Origin of the sequence: Winogradskyella endarachnes, assembly GCF_009741275.1 — a bacterium.
Classification (GTDB): Bacteria; Bacteroidota; Bacteroidia; order Flavobacteriales; family Flavobacteriaceae; genus Winogradskyella; species Winogradskyella endarachnes.
The window spans coordinates 776,372-799,380 of sequence record NZ_WOWS01000001.1; the positions used below are offsets into that span (position 1 = coordinate 776,372).

Here is a 23,009-nt window from a genome sequence, read left to right on the forward strand (position 1 = left end):
CATAAAGAGTGGTTTCATACATAAAAACATCTACCGTTAATTAGCTGTTCCAGAGCCTAAATAAACGCTGTTTGACACGGTATTACCTTCAGCAGTAATAAATGCCATAAAAAGCTCGACTGTATCACCTGCATAAGTACTTGGAATTGTAATGATTTGTGACCCTACAGTTCTATCAGCACCATCAAGAATATACATTGATTCCTTTTTACTTGGGTTGTAAACTAAAATCATTGCTTTATCAGTTGCATTTGCATTACCTTCAGCAGAGTTGTCATCCCAAGTAAATTCTACTTGTCCCGCAGTTGCTAAATCTGTTGTAGGGTTCAATGCTCCAGATAGATTACCTCTACTTAATAAAGCTAATGAATAATCTACAGTAAAGTTTGGTGCAGCTCCTGTAATCGCATTATTCAATACATAAGACATTGCTGCATTAAACTCTGTTTTTTGCACCGCATAAGATTTATACCCTTTCTTGATAAATCCTAAATTCGGTTGAAGATACTCCAAAGTAACAGTAAATTTGTTTCTTTGGTTAACTTGCCCTTCTGTTCGAGGATTTGCTACACTAGAAGGTTTGATTCTCAAATAATCAATACCTTTCCAATTACCTCCAATTACGTTACCTACTTTTCCAGATAACCCACCTAAAATACCTTGTGAAATTTTACCCATCTCAAAAAAAATTAAAAATTTATATTCGTTCGAAGTTGGTTCGGACTTGATACGGTCTTTATCCAACACAAGTAATATATGGCAAATACTATGCTAATAGATTGATTTGGTTTTTGTTGCCCTTTGTTGCCCGATTTTGCTTTTTAGAAAATAGGTTTTGAATATATGACACTTTCAAATCTGCCATTTTTGAAATGATTTTATGAAGTTCCTTTTCCTTTTTGTTAATTGCTGACACAATATTAATATGCTTTTGCAACTGAATTGCATCATAAAACAATGAGCTGTAACTGTTTTTCAAAGTGTTCCTACAATCATCTATTGAAATAAACTGAATAACACTTCCTTTTAAATAGTAAGCGTAAAAACCGCCTATTTGCAACATCATAGATAAGTGAAAAAGTGTGTGTTTTAACTCTTCTGTTGTAGTAGTGACAACGAAACAGTTAGCACAGGATTTTAAGAGTGGTTTTCCGCTGTTTAGACCTTTGTTTAGAATAAAAAAATGAGGGTTCGAGTAGGTTCTTCCGATTTGGTGTGTTTTTAGTTCAAAAGTTGACATAGCTATCCAATTTAAAATTGCTTCGCTACGCTTCGCGCCATTATTTTTTTTGAAAAGAAAAAAGATAGCCATAGTTGTTGTGGCGTGGGTAAGGCTGTCAAGGTTTTTGGATAAAAGTTTTTGAGTTGAATGTCTAAATCAAAAGAAAAAGGGTCTTGAAAAAAGTTTTATTCAAAACCCGTAGGGCTTGACCTTTATAGCCTTGTGCGGTTGGCAGAGGTAGCCACATATATTTGCCATCTTTTTTTATTTTAATATTTCAAATTGGTTTAAACTTGATTGAAATTGCCTTTAAATTTTCTGGGGAATTAACACTTAAAAAAATAGGTTGCATTTTGTTATTAAGTGTTGGATGAAGCGTTTGTATGGGTAGCGTTTTAAATAGTTGTTTGATAAAACAGCATTTAAACAAGCTACTTATACAGGACTTTTAGACAATAGCTAATTGCTTTTTTTGAGGCACGAGAAAAAGCAATATGCTATGGGGTATTACTACACTTTATAAACCTATTTTTTTATAACCGCTGACTTGGGTGGTGGGGAAAAGTGGACTTTTATATTTGTTAACGAAATGAAACAAACAAAGACTTGAGGTAAGGAATACTTGGACTTAACGATGGTTTTGTGCAGCTTGAATGAGGTAACGAATATTATTATCAATTAACGGAAACCTTAAAATGTTCAAATGTTTAATGTTAGTTCAAAATGTGGTTTAATGTACGGAAGTGCGCGTTGGAATAGCGGATATTTTACATAATACCAGTTATAGCTACAAAATGCATTAATACTGCGATAGCAAACCTTTGAAAAGTGCCGTTTGCTACTATAACTTGTATTATGTAACATAGCTTGGGTGAGTTTAGGGTTTTATGATAAAATAATAACAGAATAGCTTTTTGCAGTTTGGTTTGATTTTATGAAAACCAAAGCTGTAATATGCTATTACCTTAAAGACAAAAAAACGCTAAACTTGTTAGGTGAGCGGAACAACACAAAAGACAGAGGATTTTGAGCTTTCGTCAGGCTCAAGACAAGGCAAGCGAAAAAACTGGGTTTTGGGTTGTGGGGAATAAAAAAGAGCCTTCCGAAAAAGACTCTTTCATTATTGCTTAATGGTCGTGATTTGAATGGTCATCACTTTCTTCTTCACCAGATTGATTCATCATCATTTCGTGGTCGTATTTACAACAACCTGGTAAACCATCATATGCTTCTTCATCACCTGCTACTTTTTCGGTATCATATCCTGAAGCTGCGATTGCTTTATGGATTGCCATTGCATCGGTTTTTGTATCATCAAAAGACACATCAATCTTCTTTTTATCGACATCCCAATTAGCACTTGCAACACCTTCAACACCGTTAGCTGCTTTTTCGATAGTGTTTTTACACATTCCGCAATTTCCTCTTACACCAAAAGACAGGTCTGTCATTGCCATATCTTTTGACATTTCAGTAGTTGTGGTTTCTGTTTCTTTTTTGGTTTCGTTTTTACAACTTGTTAAACCTAATGCTGCTATTACAGCTACACTTAAAATTACTTTTTTACTCACGTCGATTACATTTTTGTTTTTGTGTTCGTGATTTTTCTTTGAAAAATTCATTGTTTAAAATTTAATTGTTATTACTTGATTTATTATTCTATTACTTGTTTTACTTCACCACAGGTTAGCATTGCTTCGCCAAAGTATGGATTGATTACTTTTTCTTCTTTGCTTAACCAATAAGCACCATTATTGTTATCTGCCATTGGACAAAATTCTACATATACCTTTTCTTTTACACCAAATATTTGAACCGCTTTAATTAAATGTGAAGACAAGTGTTTAAAGTGATTTCTTTGGGTTTTAATGTCTTGTGAACCGGCTATTGAAGTTGTAGAAGATTTTATCTCATCTATTAATGACATCCAATGATTGTGTGCTTCATCTTTAAGCAATTTCATATCTATCTTACCCAAATTTGATAGTAAAGTAGTTGCATTTTTTGAACTACCTTTTGAGTCTTCTTTTACTAAAGCATCTTTTAAATTGATGTAATCATAGTATACCTCTTTTAATTGCTCTTGAAATTTCCCTGACACTTTTAAGCGTTCATTCATATAAGTATGGTCGCTTTCATTTTTTAAATTATTATCCATACCTAAATGACCTTCGTGACCTGTCATTGTTTTACCACCTTGCTTATTCATCATTGATTTTTTGCCTTGTAGTTGTGCAGCAGCATCTACAGTAAATGTTCCGTTAGTTACGATTTCATTTCCAACAAATAAACCTTCTACAACTTCATATTCATTACCAATTTGATTCCCTAAAACAACTTCACGCATTTCAAAAACGGTTTGGTCTGGATTGGTTTTTAAATAGACAACAGAACGTTCACCTGTCCAAAGTACAGCAGATGCTGGGATTGTTAATACCTCATCATTACTTCTTGAAACTCGTTCAATATTGGCGGTTACAAACATTCCTGGTTTAAATACATCGTTTTTATTATTAAGCACCACACGTAAGGTTACTGTTCTTGTTTTGGTATTTAATATTGGTTCAATGAAATCGACTTTCCCTTTAAATTCCTTATTAGCATAAGCGTTTGTAGTCACTAAAACTTCTTGTCCCTTTTTAAATAAATCGATTTGATTTTCATAGACATCAAAGTTTGCCCAAACCGTATTGAGATTTGCAATTTTAAGCAATGGTTGACCTTGTTTGATGTAGTCGCCTTGTTCTACTAATTTTTCGGTAACTGTACCTGAAACGGTTGCATAAACTGGAAAGTTTTCTTTTATTTTTTGAGTTTCTTCAATCTGATTGATTTGATTTTCAGATAGCTTCCATAACTTCAATTTATTACGAACCGCTTTGTACAATGCAGGTTGTGATTCCTTTAAAGACGATGCTGTAATTAACTCTTGTTGTGCTGCATACAATTCTGGCGAATAAATGGTTGCTAGTAATTGACCTTTACGGACTTCTTCTCCTGTAAAACTGATATTCAAACGTTCTATTCTACCCGAAAAATAACTGACTTGTACTGCATTAGCTTCTTCATTTTCAGCAATTTTACCAGATAATTTAAGGGTGTTGCCATCAACATTTCCTTTGCCTACAACAGTTGTTTGAATATTGGCTAAAGCCATCGCATTTTCGGTTAATTTGAATTGGTCTGCTAACAGGCCATCACTTCCACTTTCGGCAGGAATTAAATCCATTCCACAAATAGGACAATCACCTGGTTCTGGTTGCATAATTTGTGGATGCATTGAACAGGTCCACATTTGATTGGTTGCTGCAACCGCATCGTGATTATGGTCTATTTCTTCATTTGATGAGCCACCAAAAAGCAACCAACCCAATAACACACCTACTACGAGTATGCCAATATATATGACTATTTTATTATTTTTCATTCTCTAATCGTTTTATCATTGCTTTCATTTCTTCTATTTCTTTTCGTTGTGCTTTAATAATATCTTCCGCTAATTTTTTAACTTCTGGGTCTTGAATATCTGCTCTTTCACTTGTTAAAATAGCGATAGAATGATGTGGAATCATTGCTTTCATCCAAAGTACATCACCAATAATGGGTGCTTGTGTTCTTACCAACCCTAATGCACCAAGAAACAGTATGAAACTACCTGCAAGTATGGCGATATTCTTCTTTTTATTATTATACATTTTTCGCATAAAAAACCACATTATCACTGCCATTGTTGAAATCCCTAAACACGTCATATAGAATCGTGTTAAACTAAACCATACGTGGTCTATGGAATAGGTGTTTAAATACATTGTGATGTACATTGCTACAAATGAGCAAGCCAACATTATAAAGAAGGTTTTGTAATTTCCTTTGTTTGAGTGTTTTTTTGAATTTTCCATAATTATTTGATTTTATAGTTATACTTTAATTGTTCTTAATCGTAGTGCGTTACCTATTACCGAAACCGAACTAAAACTCATTGCTAAAGCTGCTATCATTGGCGAGAGTAGTATTCCGAAGAATGGAAACAACACACCTGCTGCAATAGGTACACCTAAAGTGTTGTAGATAAGTGCAAAAAATAGGTTTTGCTTAATGTTCTTCATTACAGCATTACTCAAATTTTTTGCTTTTACAATACCGTGTAAATCGCCTTTTACTAAAGTTATCATAGCACTTTCTATCGCTACGTCTGTTCCAGTTCCCATAGCAATACCGACATCACTTTTAGCCAATGCTGGTGCATCGTTAATACCATCACCTGCCATAGCAACTACTTTTCCGTTTTCTTGTAATTTTTCTACTTCTTTGAGTTTGTCCTCTGGTAACATACTGGCTTTAAAATCTGCAAGATTTAGTTCTGATGCTACTGCTTGTGCTGTATCGTGATTATCACCTGTAAGCATTATAACATCAATCCCTTTATCCTGAAGTGCTTTAATGGCTTTAGCACTTGTTTCTTTTATCTTATCGCCTATAACTACATATCCAACTACGGTTTCATCTATTGACAAATAAGAAACTGTTTTACCCTGTTCTTGGTAAGATTTAGCTTCGTCTTTCATTTTAGAAGTAATATCCGCTTTAGCATATTCCATCATTTTAGGATTACCTAATGCTACATTTTTTCCATCAATTTTAGCTTCAACACCTTTTCCTGTAACAGCACTAAAATCTTCGGACTTTAAAATTTCTGCGTTGTGTTCTTTGCCATATTTAACTGTCGCTTCTGCCAAAGGATGTTCGCTATTTGTATTTAATGACACGATGTATTGTAACACTTCTTTTTCGCTTAAAGCATCATTAAAAGCTCCAACGGTTTCAACTGTTGGTTTTCCTTCGGTAATTGTTCCTGTCTTGTCAACGATAAGCGTATTTACCTTATCCATTTTTTCAAGAGCTTCAGCATTTTTAATCAATACACCATTTTGAGCACCTTTACCCACACCAACCATTACAGACATTGGTGTTGCTAAACCTAAAGCACAAGGACAAGCAATGATTAGTACTGCAATTGCATTGACAAACGCATACACATAAACTGGTTCTGGTCCCCAAATAGACCACACAATAAATGTGATAATAGAAATAAGAACTACAACTGGCACAAAATAGCCTGAAACTTTATCTGCTAAATTTTGAATAGGTGCACGACTTCTACTGGCATCATTAACCATATGAATGATTTGTGATAATAAAGTGTCACTTCCTACCTTTTCTGCTTTCATTAAAAAGGATTGATTCCCATTAATGGTTCCGCTACTTACTTTATCTTCTTGAGATTTGTTTACAGGAATAGGTTCGCCTGTAATCATAGATTCATCAATAGTTGTTTCGCCTTCAGTTATCACACCATCCACAGGAATTTTATCTCCTGGTTTCACTTTTAGAATATCATTAAGTTCTATCTCGTCAATACTGACTTCAACTTCTTCACCATCTACTATTTTTATGGCTTTATTAGGTGCTAATTTCAACAGTTCTTTTACTGCCGAATTGGTTTTACTATGTGCACGAGCTTCTAACAATTGACCTAAAAGTACTAATGTTAGAATAACTGTTGCCGCCTCAAAATACACGTGAACTGCTCCCGATTCGGTTTTAAATTGACTTGGAAATACGTCTGGAAAGAACATACCAAAAACACTAAACGACCACGCCACACCTGCACCAATCCCAATAAGTGTAAACATATTGAGATTCCAAGTCTTAATGCTTTTATAGGCACGTTCAAAGAACATCCAAGTGGCATAAAACACTACTGGAATTGATAATGCAAATTGAATCCAGTTCCAATATTTCTGTTCCATTATATCGTACAACGGATTGTTATTGAGCATTTCGCTCATAGCCATTAAGAAAATGGGCAAGGTGAATGCTGTGGCAATCCAAAATTTCTTTAATAGCTTTTTATACGTTTTTTCTTCTGCTGAACTATCTGTTTCCATTGGCACTAAATCCATCCCACAAATAGGACACGAACCTGCTTCTTCTTTTACAATTTCAGGATGCATCGGGCACGTCCATTGCTCTGCATTTGATGTTGATAGATTTTGTTCTTCTACCAAGTCCATACCGCATACAGGACAATCGCCTGGTTCGTCATAAGTTTTATCGCCTTCGCAATGCATAGGACAATAAAATGTGCCTGTGCCTTTTCCTTTGGATTGCACTTTCTTTTTATCTTTTGAATATTGATGTTGTTCACCTTGTTTATGAATGCTATATCTATCACCATCCTTTTTTAAGGCTTCTTGAAACTTTTCTATAGGAATATGCGATTCCATTTCTATGGTAGCTTCTGCCTTTTCTAAATCGACGGTTGCTTTTGAAACGCCTTCTACTTTAGAAAGTGTTTCCTCAACGTGACTGCGACAACCGTTGCAGGTCATTCCGTGTATGTGATATGTGTGTTTCATTGTTATAATTTTATTTAAAATCTAATTGAAAGTCCACCACCCCAACCATATCGGTTGTTATAATTCCCTTGAATTGAAAAATTTCGAGATAAGATGTACGATGCTCCAATTAACCATTGAGTTTCACCTTCATAAGAATTGTTGTTTTCTAAATCATTGACCCATCCAAAATCCGCTCTATACTCGTATTCTCCTTCGAGAAAAATTCTAGGAAAAATCAATAGTTCTCTGTCCAAACGTATTCTTGGGCGCAGTTGATGGTCCATACTCACATCCACATTAAATCTGTAAGGCGTGAAATATTTAACTCCAACTAATCCTACAGTATTAAATGTATCATAAGAATTTGGTGTAGAAGTTTCAGTATTTACACCTGCATACACACGTACCCAATCATTGAGATATCTGTTATAATTTACTTCTATCTCGGCATTTTGGTTATAATCAAACTCGGCACGTAGTCCAAATTCGTTACGAATGTTGCTTGACATCAATAAAAGTTCATTAAAGTTTGAACCTACACGTGCAGCTCCCCAAGAGTAATAATGGTCAGTTTCATCAATTAGTTTTTGAACTGGATAAGGTTTCATCCTTTCATCGCGTGGTGTATCATAGCTAAATACTCTTGCCATACCACCCATCATATGATATAACACGTGACAATGAAAGAACCAATCACCATATTCTTCGTTATAAAATTCGATGACCACTTTTTGCATAGGTGGTACATTGACGGTATGTTTTAATGGGGAACGTTCGCCATTTTCATTGATGACCCTAAAGTAATGTCCGTGTAAGTGCATTGGATGATGCATCATTGTTAGGTTATTCAAAGTAATTCTAGTAACCTCTCCACCTTTAATTTTAATTTTGTCTGTTTCCGAAAGTGGTATGCCATTCAAACTCCAAACATAACGTTGCATATTACCTGTTAGATTAAGTAAAAGGTCGGTTACAGGTATGTCTGCCTTATAAGTCGTGTTTTCTTTTGCCTTTAAAAAATCATAATTGAAATAGGTTTTACGTGTGTCATAATTAAATGAAGTGGTGTCCTTTTGCATCATCTTATGATTCATTGGCATCACATCCTTTTTCATTTCCATATTCATTTCATTCTCCATCTGTCCATCTTTCATATCCATATTCATCTTCATCCCATATTTCTGCATTAGGACTTCTGGTGTGTTACTGTTTTTATTTCCTACTAAAGCAGGTGCACCCATCTTCATATCCATTTTTGCCATTTGCTTCATCATAGCTACTTTATCTGGTCTGTCTATAACTGTTGCTGGATACAGTTTTCCGCTACCTAAACGAATGGACATATTACCAGAACCATCTTGTGCTGTTGCGGTAATTTCCAATGTGCCTTCTGGAATGGTTACAATCACATCATAGGTTTCGGCAATTGCAAAAAGAAATCGGTTTTTATATTTTGGTGTTACATCCACACCATCACTCGCTACAATCATCGGGTTACCACCACCAAAATCCAGCCAATAATAAGATGAAGCAGATGCATTAATAAAACGTAGTCGTACTTTTTCACCTGCTTTAAACTCTGGATATTCTGCAACTTTTTTACCATTGGCTAAAAACGCAGGATAGTAGATATCTGCAATATCTGCACCTTCCATTCTATCGCGCCAAAATTTGAATTGTGCGCCTAATGCATCTTCTTTTATAACTCTGCTTAATGGTACCGCTGTTCCTTTTTTAACCTGATACCACTCATTTCCTCGTTTAAGGTTTCGCAGTACATTTATTGGTTTTTCATTTGTCCAATCGGAAAGGACTACGACTAAATCCTTATCATAGTCCAAGGTCTTTTCTTTAGGATGAATGACTATTGAGCCATAAACTCCTTTTTGCTCTTGCAACATCGTGTGGGAATGATACCAATATGTGCCAGATTGGTTTATAGGTATTCTATATTGAAATGTAGTATTTGGTTTTATAGGTGGCGTAGTTAAATAAGGTACACCATCATAAAAATTAGGAAGTATTAAACCGTGCCAATGTACAGAGGTTTCTTCATCCATTTTATTGGTTACGTTAATAATAGCGAGGTCACCTTCATTAAATTCTAATGTAGGACCTGGAATTCCACCATTAATTGTCATTCCTTTGGCGGTTACACCTGAAAGAGTTATTTCATTTTCTTCTATAGTAAGGTTATACTCTTGTATGTTTCGGCCTTCTTCTTTTCTATCTTGACCATTTGTACCAACTTGGGCAAATGCCATTGAAGTTAGAAACAAGAGAAATATTGTGTTAAATGTTTTCATTGTTTACTGAATTAAATAATTAATGATTGTACTTTGCACATAGTAGGTCTTCACAGATTCTATTTGGTTCATTTGAAACTTTAGCTGCAACTCTTGAATATCCAAAACATCATTAAAATCAATCGTTCCTGTTTCATAGCTTTTGATTAAAATGTCTTCTGCATCTTTGGCTTGCTTTAAGTTTTTAGTTTGGGTTTCATAACTTATTCTTGCAGAAATACGTTCGTTAATCGCCTTGTCTAAAAGCGTTTCCAATGCATTTAACCGTTCTTGTTTTTGAGATGTAATTTCCTGCTGTTGCAACTCATTCTGTTTGGTTTGGGATTTATATTTCTTATTAAAAATTGGGATAGATACCGAAACCATTGGCATAACAATATCCTTTCCGTTATCACTAAAATCCATATTGGGTCTTTCAGAAACATTGATATAATCTAACCCAAAACCTATCATAGGACTGCTTTCTTTTTGGTTCAACAATTCTGATTGTTCTATGGATTGATAAAGTTTATCATATTTAAGTAATTCGGGATGTAATGCTATATTTTCAGTATTGATTTCAAAATCTTCTGAAGGTATAATTAAGCTATCTACCACGTAGACTGTAACATCATTTTCCCTATTCAATAGGTTATTGAATTTGGTCTGTTCTGCTAAAAATTGTTGGTGCAATACATCTTTAAGTTGTTGCAATTCGTTTTGACGCATTTGTAATCGTAATACATCTACTGCAGATGCTTTACCAACCTCAACCGATGTTAATGCTAATGTTTCATAGGTTTCCAATAATTTAATGTTTTCGGTTAGCACCTCTTGTTTTGCTTTGTTAGCATATAGATTGTAATAGGATTGTGATACAGAAGCCACTAACTTTCGCTTTGCAATAACAATATCTTCGTATTTTGCATCAGCTAATGAACTCACATAATTTTCTCGTGAAGTAATCGTACCAAACCACGGTAACATTTGTTTTGCTGACACCTTAAAGCGTTGCGCACCTGTTCGGGTTTCTGGCTCACTTATAAAATAACCGACACCAAATTCGGTATTAGGAATGGTGTTGACCTCTTTTACCTTTTCTGAAGCTCTTTTGTACTGCAATTCAAATTTTTGAATATCTGGATTGTTTGATTCTGCTTCTTGAATGTAGGATTGAAGCTCTTGTGCTTTCGCGGAAGCGGAAACAAACAAAATGCTGATTATTAGAATTATATTTTTCATTTTGATGTTCTTTTAAGTTGAACTTCTGCTTTCCAGCTGTACAATACTGGTACAACAAACAAAGTGATTAAGGCAATGAGCATTCCGCCAAAACTTGGTATTGCCATAGGTGTCATTATATCACTACCTCTTCCTGTAGATGTTAATACTGGTAATAATGCCAATATTGTAGTAGCAGTTGTCATTAAACAAGGTCTAATACGTTTTTCTCCTGCTTCTACTACTGATGCTCTGATTTCTTTTTTATTTTCTGGTGTGTTTCTATCGAATGTTTGTGTTAAATAAGTTGCCATTACAACTCCATCATCGGTTGCGATACCAAATAGTGCAATAAACCCAACCCAAACTGCTACACTTAAATTAATGGGGTGCATTTGAAATAAATCGCGCAGATTTTCACCAAAGACATTGAAGTTTAAGAACCAATCTTGACCATAGAGCCATATCATTACAAAACCACCAGCAAAAGCAACTGCAATACCTGTGAATACCATTAGTGATGTCCCTACTGAACGAAATTGGAAATACAGAATTAAGAAAATGATTGCCAACGCTAAAGGCACAACAACCGACAAGGTTTTTTCTGCTCTTAATTGGTTTTCATACGTTCCCGTAAATTGGTAGTTGATACCTTTTGGGACTACCAATTCGCCACTATCTATCTTTTCTTGAATTAAGGTTTGTGCATTTTCTACCACATTGACTTCTGCAAAACCATCCATTTTATCAAATAACACATAGCCAACTAAAAAAGTGTCTTCACTTTTAATTACTTGTGGACCTTGTTCATATTTTATAGTCGCTAATTCACTTAAAGGAATAGGGCTTCCTTTTTCAACAGGCACATAGATTTGTTTTAAATCGGTTGGATTTGCTCTTAATTCTCTTGGGTAACGAACTCTAACACCATAACGCTCACGACCTTCTACTGTCTGTGTTAATACCATACCACCAACAGCCACTTTCAAAACATTTTGAACTTCCTCAATGGTTACGCCATAACGAGCAATTTTCTCTCTATCAATATCAATTAACAAATAGGGTTTACCTACAATACGGTCTGCAAAAACAGCTTCATCTTTTACACCTTCAGCTTGTTTTAAAATATCTTCTAATCGCATTCCAAACGCTTCAATCTGCTTTAAATCTTGCCCTTTTATTTTAATACCCATTGGTGCTCGCATTCCTGTTTGCAACATTACCAATCGGGTTTCAATAGGTTGCAATTTTGGTGCAGATGTAACGCCTGGTAGTTTGGTAACTTTAACAATTTCATTCCAAATATCATCTGGTGATTGTATTTCAGGTCTCCAATTTCGATAGAACTCACCATTATTATCTTTTATTAATTGAGACCTTGAAACAGTATTGAAAGGTGTGTTTTCAGTATTATTTGGGTTCGTTATAAAACGACCATCTTTTAATTCAAACAAGCCATCATTATTCACTTTGTAGCGTTGACGTTCTCGGTTTTCATTCAGCATATATTCTGACTTATACTGAATAACATTTTCATACATTGATAGTGGTGCTGGGTCTAATGCAGATTCTGTACGACCTGCTTTTCCAACAACAGTTTTTATCTCTGGAATACTGGCAACTGCCATATCTAACTGCTGTAAAACACGCTTATTTTCTTCTACACCAGAATGTGGCATAGAAGTAGGCATCAATAAAAAAGAACCTTCATTTAACGATGGCATAAATTCTTTGCCTGTGTTTTTCATTATGAAAAAACCAGCAATGACAATTGCAGTTGGAATTGAAAGAAATAGTAATTTATTATCTAAACACCATCTTAAAATTCGAGTATAATACCTGATAAACAATGAGAAAACACCCAATAAGCCAAAGCAAATGACACCAACAAAGATGAGGTTCCAGAAGATACTTTTATCAACTCCTAAAGGTCTCCAATATTCCGCTAACAGAAATACTATTGCAGTTGTACATATTATGATATTAATTAAGTTGGATTGTTTTTCTGTTATTTTATTTTGAGTACTTAACAATGCTGTGATACCAAAAGCTATCAATATTAATCCTAACCAATAACCATAGATTATTGCTATTATCCCTAATACTATTAAAACGCCATTTAAAGCATATTTAAAATGCGTTTTTATGCTTTTCTTTCTGAATAAAAACGCTGCAAAAGGTGGAATTAAAAACAATGCTACAATTATTGAAGCTGTTAATGCAAAGGTTTTTGTGAATGCTAATGGTCTGAACAATTTACCTTCAGCGCCAATCATTGTAAATACAGGAATGAAACTTATAATTGTAGTCATTACTGCGGTTACGATTGCACCAGAAACTTCGGCTGTTGCGTTGTAAACTACTGTATTAATGGATTGTGTTCCATCATCTTCATCTAAATGCCGAATGATATTTTCTGATAGTATAACACCAACATCGACCATTGTTCCGATAGCAATTGCAATACCAGATAATGCGACAATATTAGCATCGACGCCAAAGAGTTTCATCGCAATAAATACCATTAAGACTGCAACTGGTAATAATCCTGAAATCAAGACAGAAGCTCGAAGATTAAACACCATAATGATTATAACCAAAATGGTAATCAATATTTCAAGAGTTAAGGCTTCATTGAGTGTACCTAAAGTTTCTTGTATCAATTCTGTTCTGTCATAAAAAGGCACTATGGTAACTTGTGATGTTCTTCCATCTGCCAAAACTTTTGAAGGTAATCCTGCACTTAATTCATTAATTTTTTCCTTTACGTTATTAATGACTTCCATTGGGTTTGCTCCATAACGAGCCACCACAACAGCACCAACAACTTCAGCACCTTCTTTATCCAATAAACCTCGTCTTGTTGCTGGACCTAATGAAACTTTTCCAATGTCTTTAATTTTTATTGAAGTGAAATTTTCAGAATCAACTACAGCATTTTCAATATCTGCAATGGATTTTACATACCCCAAACCACGAACTAAATATTCAGCTTGGTTAATTTCCAAGGTTTGTGCGCCAATATCCTTATTACTTTCTTTTACAGCTTTAACAATATGGTGCAAACCAATATTATATTGTCGCATTAGTTCTGGGTTTACATCCACTTGGTACTCTTGAACATAACCACCAATTGATGCAACTTCAGAAACACCGCTTGCAGAGGACAAGGCATATTTAACATAGTAATCTTGAATACTACGTAATTCGTGTAAATCCCAACCACCTGTTACATTACCGTTCTCATCACGACCTTCAAGTGTGTACCAAAATATTTGTCCTAATCCTGTGGCATCTGGACCTAAAGCAGGATTAACACCTTCGGGCAATAAACCACTTGGTAAGGAATTAAGTTTTTCGAGAATACGACTTCTACTCCAGTAAAACTCTATATCCTCTTCAAAAATGATATAGATACTTGAAAATCCAAACATAGAGGAACTACGAATGGTTTTTACTCCTGGAATACCCAATAATGAAGTGGTTAATGGATAGGTTATTTGGTCTTCTATATCTTGTGGGGAACGACCATCCCACTTGGTAAATACGATTTGTTGATTTTCACCAATATCGGGGATAGCATCTACTGCTACAGGATCGCTTGGTAAAAATCCTGTATCCCAATTAAAAGGTGCGTTAACAGTTCCCCATCCAATAAAAAGGACAAGTAGTAAAACTGCAACGAGTTTGTTTTCTATTAAAAATTTGATGCTTTTATTTAGCATATGATTGATTTTAAACAATTAGACAATAGTGTTGTAAAAACACCGAATACAGTAAATTATCCTTACGACATAATGCCATAGGATATAAATAGTCTAATGTTTAAAAATCAAATTAAATACGTTTCGTCAATCTTGAAGATTTGCTTGACGACTAATGGTGGTTTGTATTCCTCAAAAGAAGAAACATTTTTATCTAACCCTTCAAAAAGGTTGATGTAAGTATATACAAATGAAGCGATGAATACTTGTTGCTCAAACGTGATTTTGTCAACTTGCAATTGTAATTCGTCTTGACCTTCAATTGCTAATTGTTTATCATCACAACAATTTTTCTTGGTAATAGAACATTCTTCGGTTGAAGGCTTTTCCATTTCCATTCCGCAACCTTTGGCTTTTTGAAAGATAGCAGATTCTACTAAAGTATCTCCACAATAATGCATATTCACAGTAAATGACATTGTAGAGAATAACACTACAAAAGTCATTGCTAAAGACATTATTTTATGGAAAATCTGCTTCATATTGATTGCGAAGTTACGAAATTTTAACAACTATTGATTTTGTTTAACAGAAGTTTAATTGATTAATCTGCTTAATCCCATTTCATTTTCTGCAATCGAACTGCATTTAAAATTGCTAATAATGCTACTCCTACATCTGCAAAAACAGCTTCCCACATTGTGGCTAAACCACCTGCTCCTAATATCAAGACAATAACTTTAACTCCAAACGCTAAAATGATATTCTGCCAAACTACTTTGCGTGTAGAACGACTTATTTTAATGGCTCTAACTACTTTTGAAGGCTGGTCGGTTTGAATGATAACGTCTGCTGTTTCAATAGCTACATCACTACCTAAACCACCCATTGCAATACCAACGTTACTTGCTGCTAAAACAGGTGCATCGTTAATACCATCACCTATAAAGGCTATTTTGTTTTCAGGATTTTTCTTTAAAATTTCAACTTCGTTTAATTTATCTTCTGGAAGTAAACCACCTTTAGCATTTTCGATATTCAACTCTTTAGCGACTTGTTGCGTGATGGAATCTTTATCACCGGAAAGCATCATAATATTTTTAATGCCTACTTTGTGTAATGCTGTAATAGTTTCTTTTGCATCCTCTTTTAATTCATCTGCTATGACTACATAACCTGCAAATTGATTATCGATTGCAACTAATACTATCGATTCTACAATAAATTCCGTTTCAGATGGAACATTTATATTATTCGCAGTCATTAAGGCTTTATTTCCTACTAAAACTGTTTTACCATTAACAACGCCTTTTAAACCTTTACCTGCAATTTCAGAAACGTCTTGTGCTTCAAAATCTTCTCCTTCAGCTTTGTACTCTAAAATAGCTTTAGCAATTGGATGCGTGGATTGTTCTTCCAACGCCATTAAGTATTGCATAAATTCGGTTTCATTCCAACCAATTGCTTTTACTTCTTTGATTTTAAAAACACCTTTGGTAACGGTTCCTGTTTTGTCCATTACCAAAGTATTTATTTTGGTCATTGCATCTAAAAATGAAGCACCTTTAAATAATATTCCATTTTTGGAAGCTGCTCCCAATCCACCGAAATAACCTAATGGAATTGAAATCACTAACGCACAAGGACAAGATATTACCAAGAAAATTAATGCTCTGTATAACCAATCTCTAAACACATAATCATCTACAAAAAAGTAAGGAATGAATGTCACGCCAATAGCCAAGAATACAACGATTGGTGTGTAGATACGAGCAAACTGTCTGATAAATAATTCTGTTTTAGATTTACGAGCTGTAGCATTTTGAACCAAGTCTAATATTCTCGCAATTGAACTATCTTCAAACTTATTGGTTACCTCAACTTCAATAACGCTTTCTAAATTGATACTACCTGCGTAAACCTTTGCTTCTTTCTGAATGGAATCTGGTTTGCTCTCGCCTGTTAACGCTGCGGTGTTTAGAGATGCTTTTTCGGATAATAAAATCCCATCTAACGGTATTTTCTCACCTACTCGAATTTGTATTTTTTCACCAATATTTACAGCTTCTGGCGACACACTAACATAATCACCATCACGAAATACATTGGCTTCTTTTGGTCGAACATCTAATAAGGCTTTAATATTTCCTTTTGCTCTATTAACTGCTGCGTTTTGAAATAATTCTCCTACTGCATAAAATAGCATTACTGCCACACCTTCAGGATATTCACCAATGATAAACGCACCAATGGTGGCAATAGACATTAAAAAGAACTCGGTAAAAACATCGCCTTTTATAAGACTTTTCCAACCTTCTTTAATTACAGGAAATCCAACTGGAATATATGCTAAAGTGTACCAAACTACTCGAATCCATCCTTGAAATTGAGGAATCGCATCAAAATAATCTACAGCGATACCTACCATTAACATAACAAAACTTATGATAGCAGGAATGTATGTCTTGAATGCACTTCCATCTCCGTGGTCGTGACCATCATCGTGAGAATGTTGTTCTTCTGAATTTGGTTTTAAATCTCTTAAATTGACTTTCTTTTTTTTCATTTAATATCTAATAATTTTTCAATGTCATTGGGAATAGGCATCCGTTTTAATGGTGGCACGTTTGCTCCACCTGTATTACCAAGTGGAACGTGATTTATAAATGATTTCCAGCCACCCACAAACAACCTAACTATTTGACCTATTACTTCTTTAGTATCTTTTTGTCTAAATCCAAATTTTAGCATTAACCAATGTGAATAGGTATGTTCTATTGGATAAGATTGCCCTATGATATGACTGCGTTCTAAATGATACCAAGCATTGCCAAAATGCTTATTTTCTAAACAGAAACTGTATTGTTTTAATTCTTCGTTATAAGCCTGTTTAAGATGTTTAGGTATTTTAGTATTAAACTTCATATCCACTAATTTTGGATAAAAGTAATTTAATAGTAAGTGCAATGGAAGTGCATTTGTTATCCACTACACTTATCACATATACCTTTTACAACCAAGTTTACATTTTCCGAAACAAAGCCATCAGGCACTTTAATTTGGGGTATTTTATGGTCTGTTAAGCAAATGGTTTCATTGCAATTGTTACAATGGAAGTGTAAGTGCAAATCAGTTTCAATTTCACAATTACATCCCTTTTCACATAAAGCATATTTGGTAATACCTGTGCCATCATCAATTTGATGGACAATATCTTTTTCCTCAAAAGTTTTAATTGTACGGTATAAGGTAGTTCTGTCTGCTTTTTCAAAAGCATTTTCTATATCACTCAATGTTACTGCAACCTCCTTCTCAACTAGGAACTTATAAATTAACATACGCATTGCAGTAACTCGTATGTTTTTTGATTCTAATACTTGTTCTATTGTTTCCATAATTAATCGTGGTCTTCGTTTCCAAATGGTTTAATAATAAGTCCTACACTAAATATAAAACCATCTGTAGGCGCATATATTTCTGGGAAAACAGGATTTTCGTGCGGTGGTAAAACCAAAGGTGAAAACCTGCTTTGTCTTCTATCTGTAAAGTTTTCGAAATTTACAAATACACTTCCCAATTTAAAGTTACGCATAACCATTAAACCCATAGTTACAAAGTCTGTAGTTTCTGTACCATTAGACAAGAACTGTTTCCCTGTATAATAAGTTTCATAACCTATGCGCCATTTTTTAGATTCGTACATTATAACACTTCCTGCATTATGTTTTGCTGTTAAGGGTTTTTGAGGATTGCCTTCTAAATAATTTAGCCTTGTATCAATAAATGCATAATTTAAAAACCATCTAAAATCCTTATATGTAAATTTGATGTTCGTTTCTGAACCTTTGCTGAATATTTTATCTGAAGCATTTTCAAATTGAAAAAATCCGTTATCTGTTGAATTTAAAAGCAGTCCATCATTAATAGCAGTCACATAGAATAATTGGTTTATGGAAAAACCAATCTCATCCGATAATCGTGTTTGATAATTCACATCGAAATTAACACCATAAGAACGTTCTGCATCTACTGTAGATTTATCTATTGCAAGCACATTTTCAAAGTTAATATACTCTGCTTCTTCTGTAAAAATATCAGGAATCTTATACCCTAAACCTCCACCAATTCTACTTGAAAATCCACTATTGTTTTTATAAAGTAATGAAATTCTTGGAAGTGGAAAGAAACCGAAATCCGTATTATAATCTGCTCTTAATCCAGTTTCCAATATCCAATTATCTGATATGTCAAAGATATTATTTGCAAATGCACCAAAGGTTACATCTTTTTGGTCTCGCTGTAATGGTACGTTATCATTTTCATCAAAATTTGAGGTATATAGATTAGCTCCAACTATCCAATCCGTTTTATCTGAAGCTGTATTATAAGATATTTCAGTAAACGTATTTGTTTGTTTGCCATCAAAATTGAAATCCGGAACAGTTAAGTTCCTATCGAAAAAAGAGACACTATTTTTAAACTCTAATGAACTAACGGAATCTAATTGTGTTTGATATACAAATTGACTGCTTAATCGTTTTGAGTTGTTTTCTTCTGTATATTGATGAATACCATCCGCACCACTTTCAATTTTGGTAATATCTCCACCAATTCTATCATCATACGTTCCGTTTAACCCAAACCAGAGCATTGTTTTATCTGATGGATAATAAAACAGTTTAGGATTAAAAGAAATTGATGTTGTTTTTGGCAGGTTGCTAAAGCCATCATCTTCTGGGTCGTATGCTTTTTGATAATGACCAGAACCATAAAGTGATACACCGAATTTTTCATTTCTTTTACTATAAAATACATTGGCTGTACTTCCTAATGCTTGTGTTTGTGTAAGCATTATATCTAAAGCAGGTTCAAAGTCTGGTGTTTTAGATACCATATTTACCAATCCTGCAATAGCACCACCACCATAAAGGGTTGATGAACTTCCTTTTATAATTTCAAATTGTTGTAAGTCTAAAGGTGGTATTTGTAGAATACTTAATCCACTTGAGAAACCACCATATAAGGGAAACCCATCTCTTAAAAGTTGTGTGTATCTACCATCTAATCCTTGAATACGAATGTTGGTGCTCCCACTACTTAATGATGTTTGTTGCATTTGTATTCCTGTACTTTCACGAAGCACCATAGAAATATTAGTAGGGTTCATTATTGCTTTTTCTGCTAATTCCTCTGCACCGATAAACTCGATACGTGTTGGTATTTTTCGTACTGTTCTTGTGCTTCTTGTAGATTGCAATACTACAGCATCTAATTGATTACCGCCCTCTTTTAGTTTAAACATTAATTCTGTATTACTTGGAATTTGAATTGTTGTCTCAAATGTTTCAAAACCTAAAAAGGAAATTATTATTTGATGCTGACCGTCTGGTATTTCTGTAAATTCTGCAATACCATCAAAATTGGTGACTGCTCCTTTTTCTAATGCTTCAAAGTAAACAGTAGCGCCCATTAAAGGTTCGTTATCTGCCTCTGTTATGACTTTAATTTGTATGTCTGATGTTTGTGCCTTTAACGATAGGCAAAGTATTAATATGAGCTTTAGGCTCAATAGGTATTTATTCATTGAATTATAATTGTAATTAACTAAATAATTGATTTAAAATCGAAACGTTTTAGCTTATTACTTGTGGCGGTTGCCAAATATTAGAATGGAAATCAAATCTATAATTCGACTGATATGTAGATATTAATTGAGTCGAAATTTTATGAAAATTTAATAGTTCAAATGTCGCCAATGGCTCATAGGTTATTGATATACCGCAACAATTACAAATACAAGTTATAGGACAAGAATCATCACTATCTTTTTGATGATTATGTTCAGCACTAATTTCCTCGTGTTGTTGGTCTTCTAAATTTTGACCATCTGAACAAGGCATTGCAGATAATGCTAACATTGTTATAGCTAATATGAATGCTAAAAATTTCATTGAAGCAAAGATACTAATTTTTTGATGCAATGGTTGTGCAAATAAATTGATTAGTAAATTATAAAAACCATAATGCATCCTTGGCATCGTCTGGAACTCCATTATTAAATCGCGGTGCTATTTGTGCTACCATTTCTGGATATTTTATAGTGATTGGTACATTTTGTTGTCGAAGCGACTTCCAATACAATCTGCTAAACTGATACACTTGCGTTAATAGTTCTAATACTACATCTGCATCTTCAAAAGCATCTTCATCTGGACTGCTTACCTTAATTTTTATTGGAAACGGATAACCATCTGTATCTGCGTACCGCTGTGAATTAGGGTAACGTGCATTATTAAACAACAGGAATTGATTTTCGCTAATACGTATGTATGTGCCACTTACAGGCATTAGCTTTTTGTTCCAATTAAGGTCGTAAGCAATAATATCTTCTGCTTCTGTTTTATTGATATTTAAAATGTAAAGAGGAATTTTCAACCCTAATGTATGCATCCCTCTTATAATAGGTTTTAGTTCCTCGTAGCTCATTTCCTTATAAAAGTGAATGACTACTTTATCTGCTTCAGCAACCGATGTAAAATCTCTTATGGCTTTACATATACTACCTGCTAATAGGTCTGTTTCGCTTTGGTCAAAATATTCGAACTTTCTAAATAAACCATTGTTTTGAAAACTAAAGGCACTTGCTATATACCGTCTGTTTTCGCCTTGATTGGTAAAAGCACCAACACCAATTACTAATTCTTTTTTATCGGTTACTGCGAGTTTCCAAGGTGCACCACCTAATTTGGCGTGAATTGCCAACGCCATATTTTGTAATGAAAATTGGAAGTTGTATTGATTTTCGATATTAACCACCATTTTTTCATAATCTACAACCTGTGTAACAATGCCTTCGTTTAAAAACAATTCTTTGATTTGAATATAGATATCTCGGTCTTCGGGATTTGGTGTATACTTATCGAAAGGACTTAAATAGAACGCCGCATAACGTACATTATCGTGGTCGAAGGTTAAGCTCTCTAACTTTTCAACTATTTCTGGTATTGGGTTGTTTTCGTTGGTAAACTCAATAAAATGTTCTTTAGATGTTGAAGCCTTAATGTTTACATAAGCCTCAATTCCTTTAAAATACTTTTTATCGGATGTAACACCATTTTTAAGGTTATTATAAAAGGTTTTAATTGCTTCTTTATGTGAGGTATGGTACACAAAGAAAAACTTAATGTTTTGGTTGTTTGGTCTTTTGTAAGGATTGAGATTATTCATTGCCAATTTAGGCACTAAATGGGTTTTCTTGTTACCGTATTGGTCTTTACCAAATTCCAATAAACCTACTTGTGGGTCGATATGATTAATACGATTGAGTGGCACCTCAATAAACGCATCAGTCTTAAACGGAAATATGGCTTTAAAGTCTTCTGTAAACAGATAATTGGTAGCGAAATTATTAATAAGTGCTACATACTTTTGGTATTTGTTGGCTGGTCTTACAGGTTCCTCAATAGGTATATCTAATGCTCGTGCTAATGGCAAATTAAAAATTGGGTATGCTTGCTCAAACTGAATAGCATTGTAAAATTCTTGTTTTTCCTCTGTATCGAGGTCCATTTGGTAATTGAACGTTTTTTGACCATATACACAACGCTTTATTAACTCTGAATCCTCAATATCCTTAACTGACTTTGTAAGGACTTTTGAAGTACCATCGTATGATACAATTAACTCTGGTAAGTCTGCGAGTTTTGCAAACTGTATTTTAAATGAAAATTTATAGTAGAGGTTATAGTCTGCTGTATTCCCTTTTTTTGAAGGCATCCACACTTGTACATCACCAACGAAGTTTTTTACTACTATATAGTCTTTAGATTTAAAATAGCTTCTTAATTGATGTTTAAGGAATTGCTTATAAATTCTTAATTCTCTACCATCTACTAAATTTAGCTTAATGCTTGGTGCATCTGGTATTTCTGTTGTAAATGTTGTAAATATTTGGTCTGTGTTAGATAAGTCTGCATCTGAAAACACCTCTTTAATCTGCCTTGAAAATTTAGATTTATGGATGGGATGACTACCTTCCATATCTTCTATAGATAAATAAATGATAGGCGCACTATTTGGCCATTTAAAGTTAAGTATGTTGGTTTTGAGGTGTTCTTGCATTGGTATTGGGATTTTCAGTTTTACATATTTATTTTTTTAGTTTCAATTTAAAAGA

At 34.1% G+C, this 23,009-nt stretch carries 16 protein-coding genes; all 16 read right to left on the bottom strand.

Going from position 1 to position 23,009, the window contains the following annotated elements; genetic code table 11:
- Positions 1–36 precede the first annotated feature (36 nt).
- The 16 genes from GN138_RS03450 to GN138_RS03525 all read right to left on the bottom strand — a co-directional run bounded on the left by GN138_RS03450 (position 37) and on the right by GN138_RS03525 (position 22,954).
- Positions 37–678: a DUF6266 family protein gene (locus GN138_RS03450; protein WP_157362146.1), complete on the bottom strand. Its 642-nt coding sequence runs from the start codon at positions 676–678 to the stop codon at positions 37–39.
- 88 nt (positions 679–766) lie between these two features.
- The gene (locus GN138_RS03455; protein WP_157362148.1) at positions 767–1,240 is read right to left on the bottom strand and encodes a DUF6943 family protein; all 474 of its coding nucleotides are present in this window, start codon (positions 1,238–1,240) and stop codon (positions 767–769) included.
- A gap of 1,109 nt (positions 1,241–2,349) precedes the next feature.
- On the bottom strand, positions 2,350–2,844 hold the full coding sequence (locus GN138_RS03460; RefSeq protein ID WP_051881039.1) for a heavy-metal-associated domain-containing protein: 495 nt from the start codon (positions 2,842–2,844) through the stop codon (positions 2,350–2,352).
- A gap of 32 nt (positions 2,845–2,876) precedes the next feature.
- Entirely contained in the window at positions 2,877–4,649 is a 1,773-nt protein-coding gene (locus tag GN138_RS03465; RefSeq protein ID WP_157362150.1) for an efflux RND transporter periplasmic adaptor subunit, read from the bottom strand.
- Positions 4,639–5,121: a DUF305 domain-containing protein gene (locus GN138_RS03470; RefSeq protein WP_157362152.1), complete on the bottom strand. Its 483-nt coding sequence runs from the start codon at positions 5,119–5,121 to the stop codon at positions 4,639–4,641. Before GN138_RS03470 ends, GN138_RS03465 begins: the two co-directional genes overlap by 11 nt.
- 18 nt (positions 5,122–5,139) lie before the next feature.
- Positions 5,140–7,641, bottom strand: coding sequence for a heavy metal translocating P-type ATPase (locus tag GN138_RS03475; RefSeq protein WP_157362154.1), 2,502 nt, complete (start codon positions 7,639–7,641; stop codon positions 5,140–5,142).
- A gap of 14 nt (positions 7,642–7,655) precedes the next feature.
- Positions 7,656–9,929: a multicopper oxidase domain-containing protein gene (locus GN138_RS03480; protein WP_036122979.1), complete on the bottom strand. Its 2,274-nt coding sequence runs from the start codon at positions 9,927–9,929 to the stop codon at positions 7,656–7,658.
- A 3-nt stretch (positions 9,930–9,932) separates the two neighbouring features.
- The gene (locus GN138_RS03485) at positions 9,933–11,150 is read right to left on the bottom strand and encodes a TolC family protein (protein ID WP_157362156.1); all 1,218 of its coding nucleotides are present in this window, start codon (positions 11,148–11,150) and stop codon (positions 9,933–9,935) included.
- Positions 11,147–14,854 (bottom strand): efflux RND transporter permease subunit, encoded by a 3,708-nt coding sequence (locus GN138_RS03490; protein ID WP_157362157.1) that lies wholly within the window; start codon positions 14,852–14,854, stop codon positions 11,147–11,149. Before GN138_RS03490 ends, GN138_RS03485 begins: the two co-directional genes overlap by 4 nt.
- Positions 14,855–14,961: 107 nt before the next feature.
- Complete coding sequence (locus tag GN138_RS03495) at positions 14,962–15,375, bottom strand: HYC_CC_PP family protein (protein ID WP_231743029.1); 414 nt, start codon at positions 15,373–15,375, stop codon at positions 14,962–14,964.
- A gap of 71 nt (positions 15,376–15,446) precedes the next feature.
- Positions 15,447–17,399 carry a heavy metal translocating P-type ATPase gene (locus tag GN138_RS03500; RefSeq protein WP_157362159.1) on the bottom strand — a complete coding sequence of 651 codons (1,953 nt, stop codon included), beginning with the start codon at positions 17,397–17,399 and terminating at the stop codon, positions 15,447–15,449.
- Entirely contained in the window at positions 17,396–17,758 is a 363-nt protein-coding gene (locus GN138_RS03505) for a DUF3703 domain-containing protein (protein WP_157362161.1), read from the bottom strand. The genes GN138_RS03500 and GN138_RS03505 overlap by 4 nt, the downstream gene beginning before the upstream one ends.
- Before the next feature lie 56 nt (positions 17,759–17,814).
- Complete coding sequence (locus GN138_RS03510; protein ID WP_157362163.1) at positions 17,815–18,228, bottom strand: Fur family transcriptional regulator; 414 nt, start codon at positions 18,226–18,228, stop codon at positions 17,815–17,817.
- Between the two features lie 2 nt (positions 18,229–18,230).
- Positions 18,231–20,417, bottom strand: coding sequence for a TonB-dependent receptor (locus GN138_RS03515; RefSeq protein ID WP_157362165.1), 2,187 nt, complete (start codon positions 20,415–20,417; stop codon positions 18,231–18,233).
- Between the two features lie 49 nt (positions 20,418–20,466).
- The gene (locus GN138_RS03520) at positions 20,467–20,886 is read right to left on the bottom strand and encodes a DUF6660 family protein (RefSeq protein WP_231743030.1); all 420 of its coding nucleotides are present in this window, start codon (positions 20,884–20,886) and stop codon (positions 20,467–20,469) included.
- Positions 20,843–22,954, bottom strand: a complete 2,112-nt coding sequence (locus tag GN138_RS03525; protein WP_157362167.1) for a Piwi domain-containing protein — start codon at positions 22,952–22,954, stop codon at positions 20,843–20,845. The genes GN138_RS03520 and GN138_RS03525 overlap by 44 nt, the downstream gene beginning before the upstream one ends.
- Positions 22,955–23,009 lie beyond the last annotated feature (55 nt).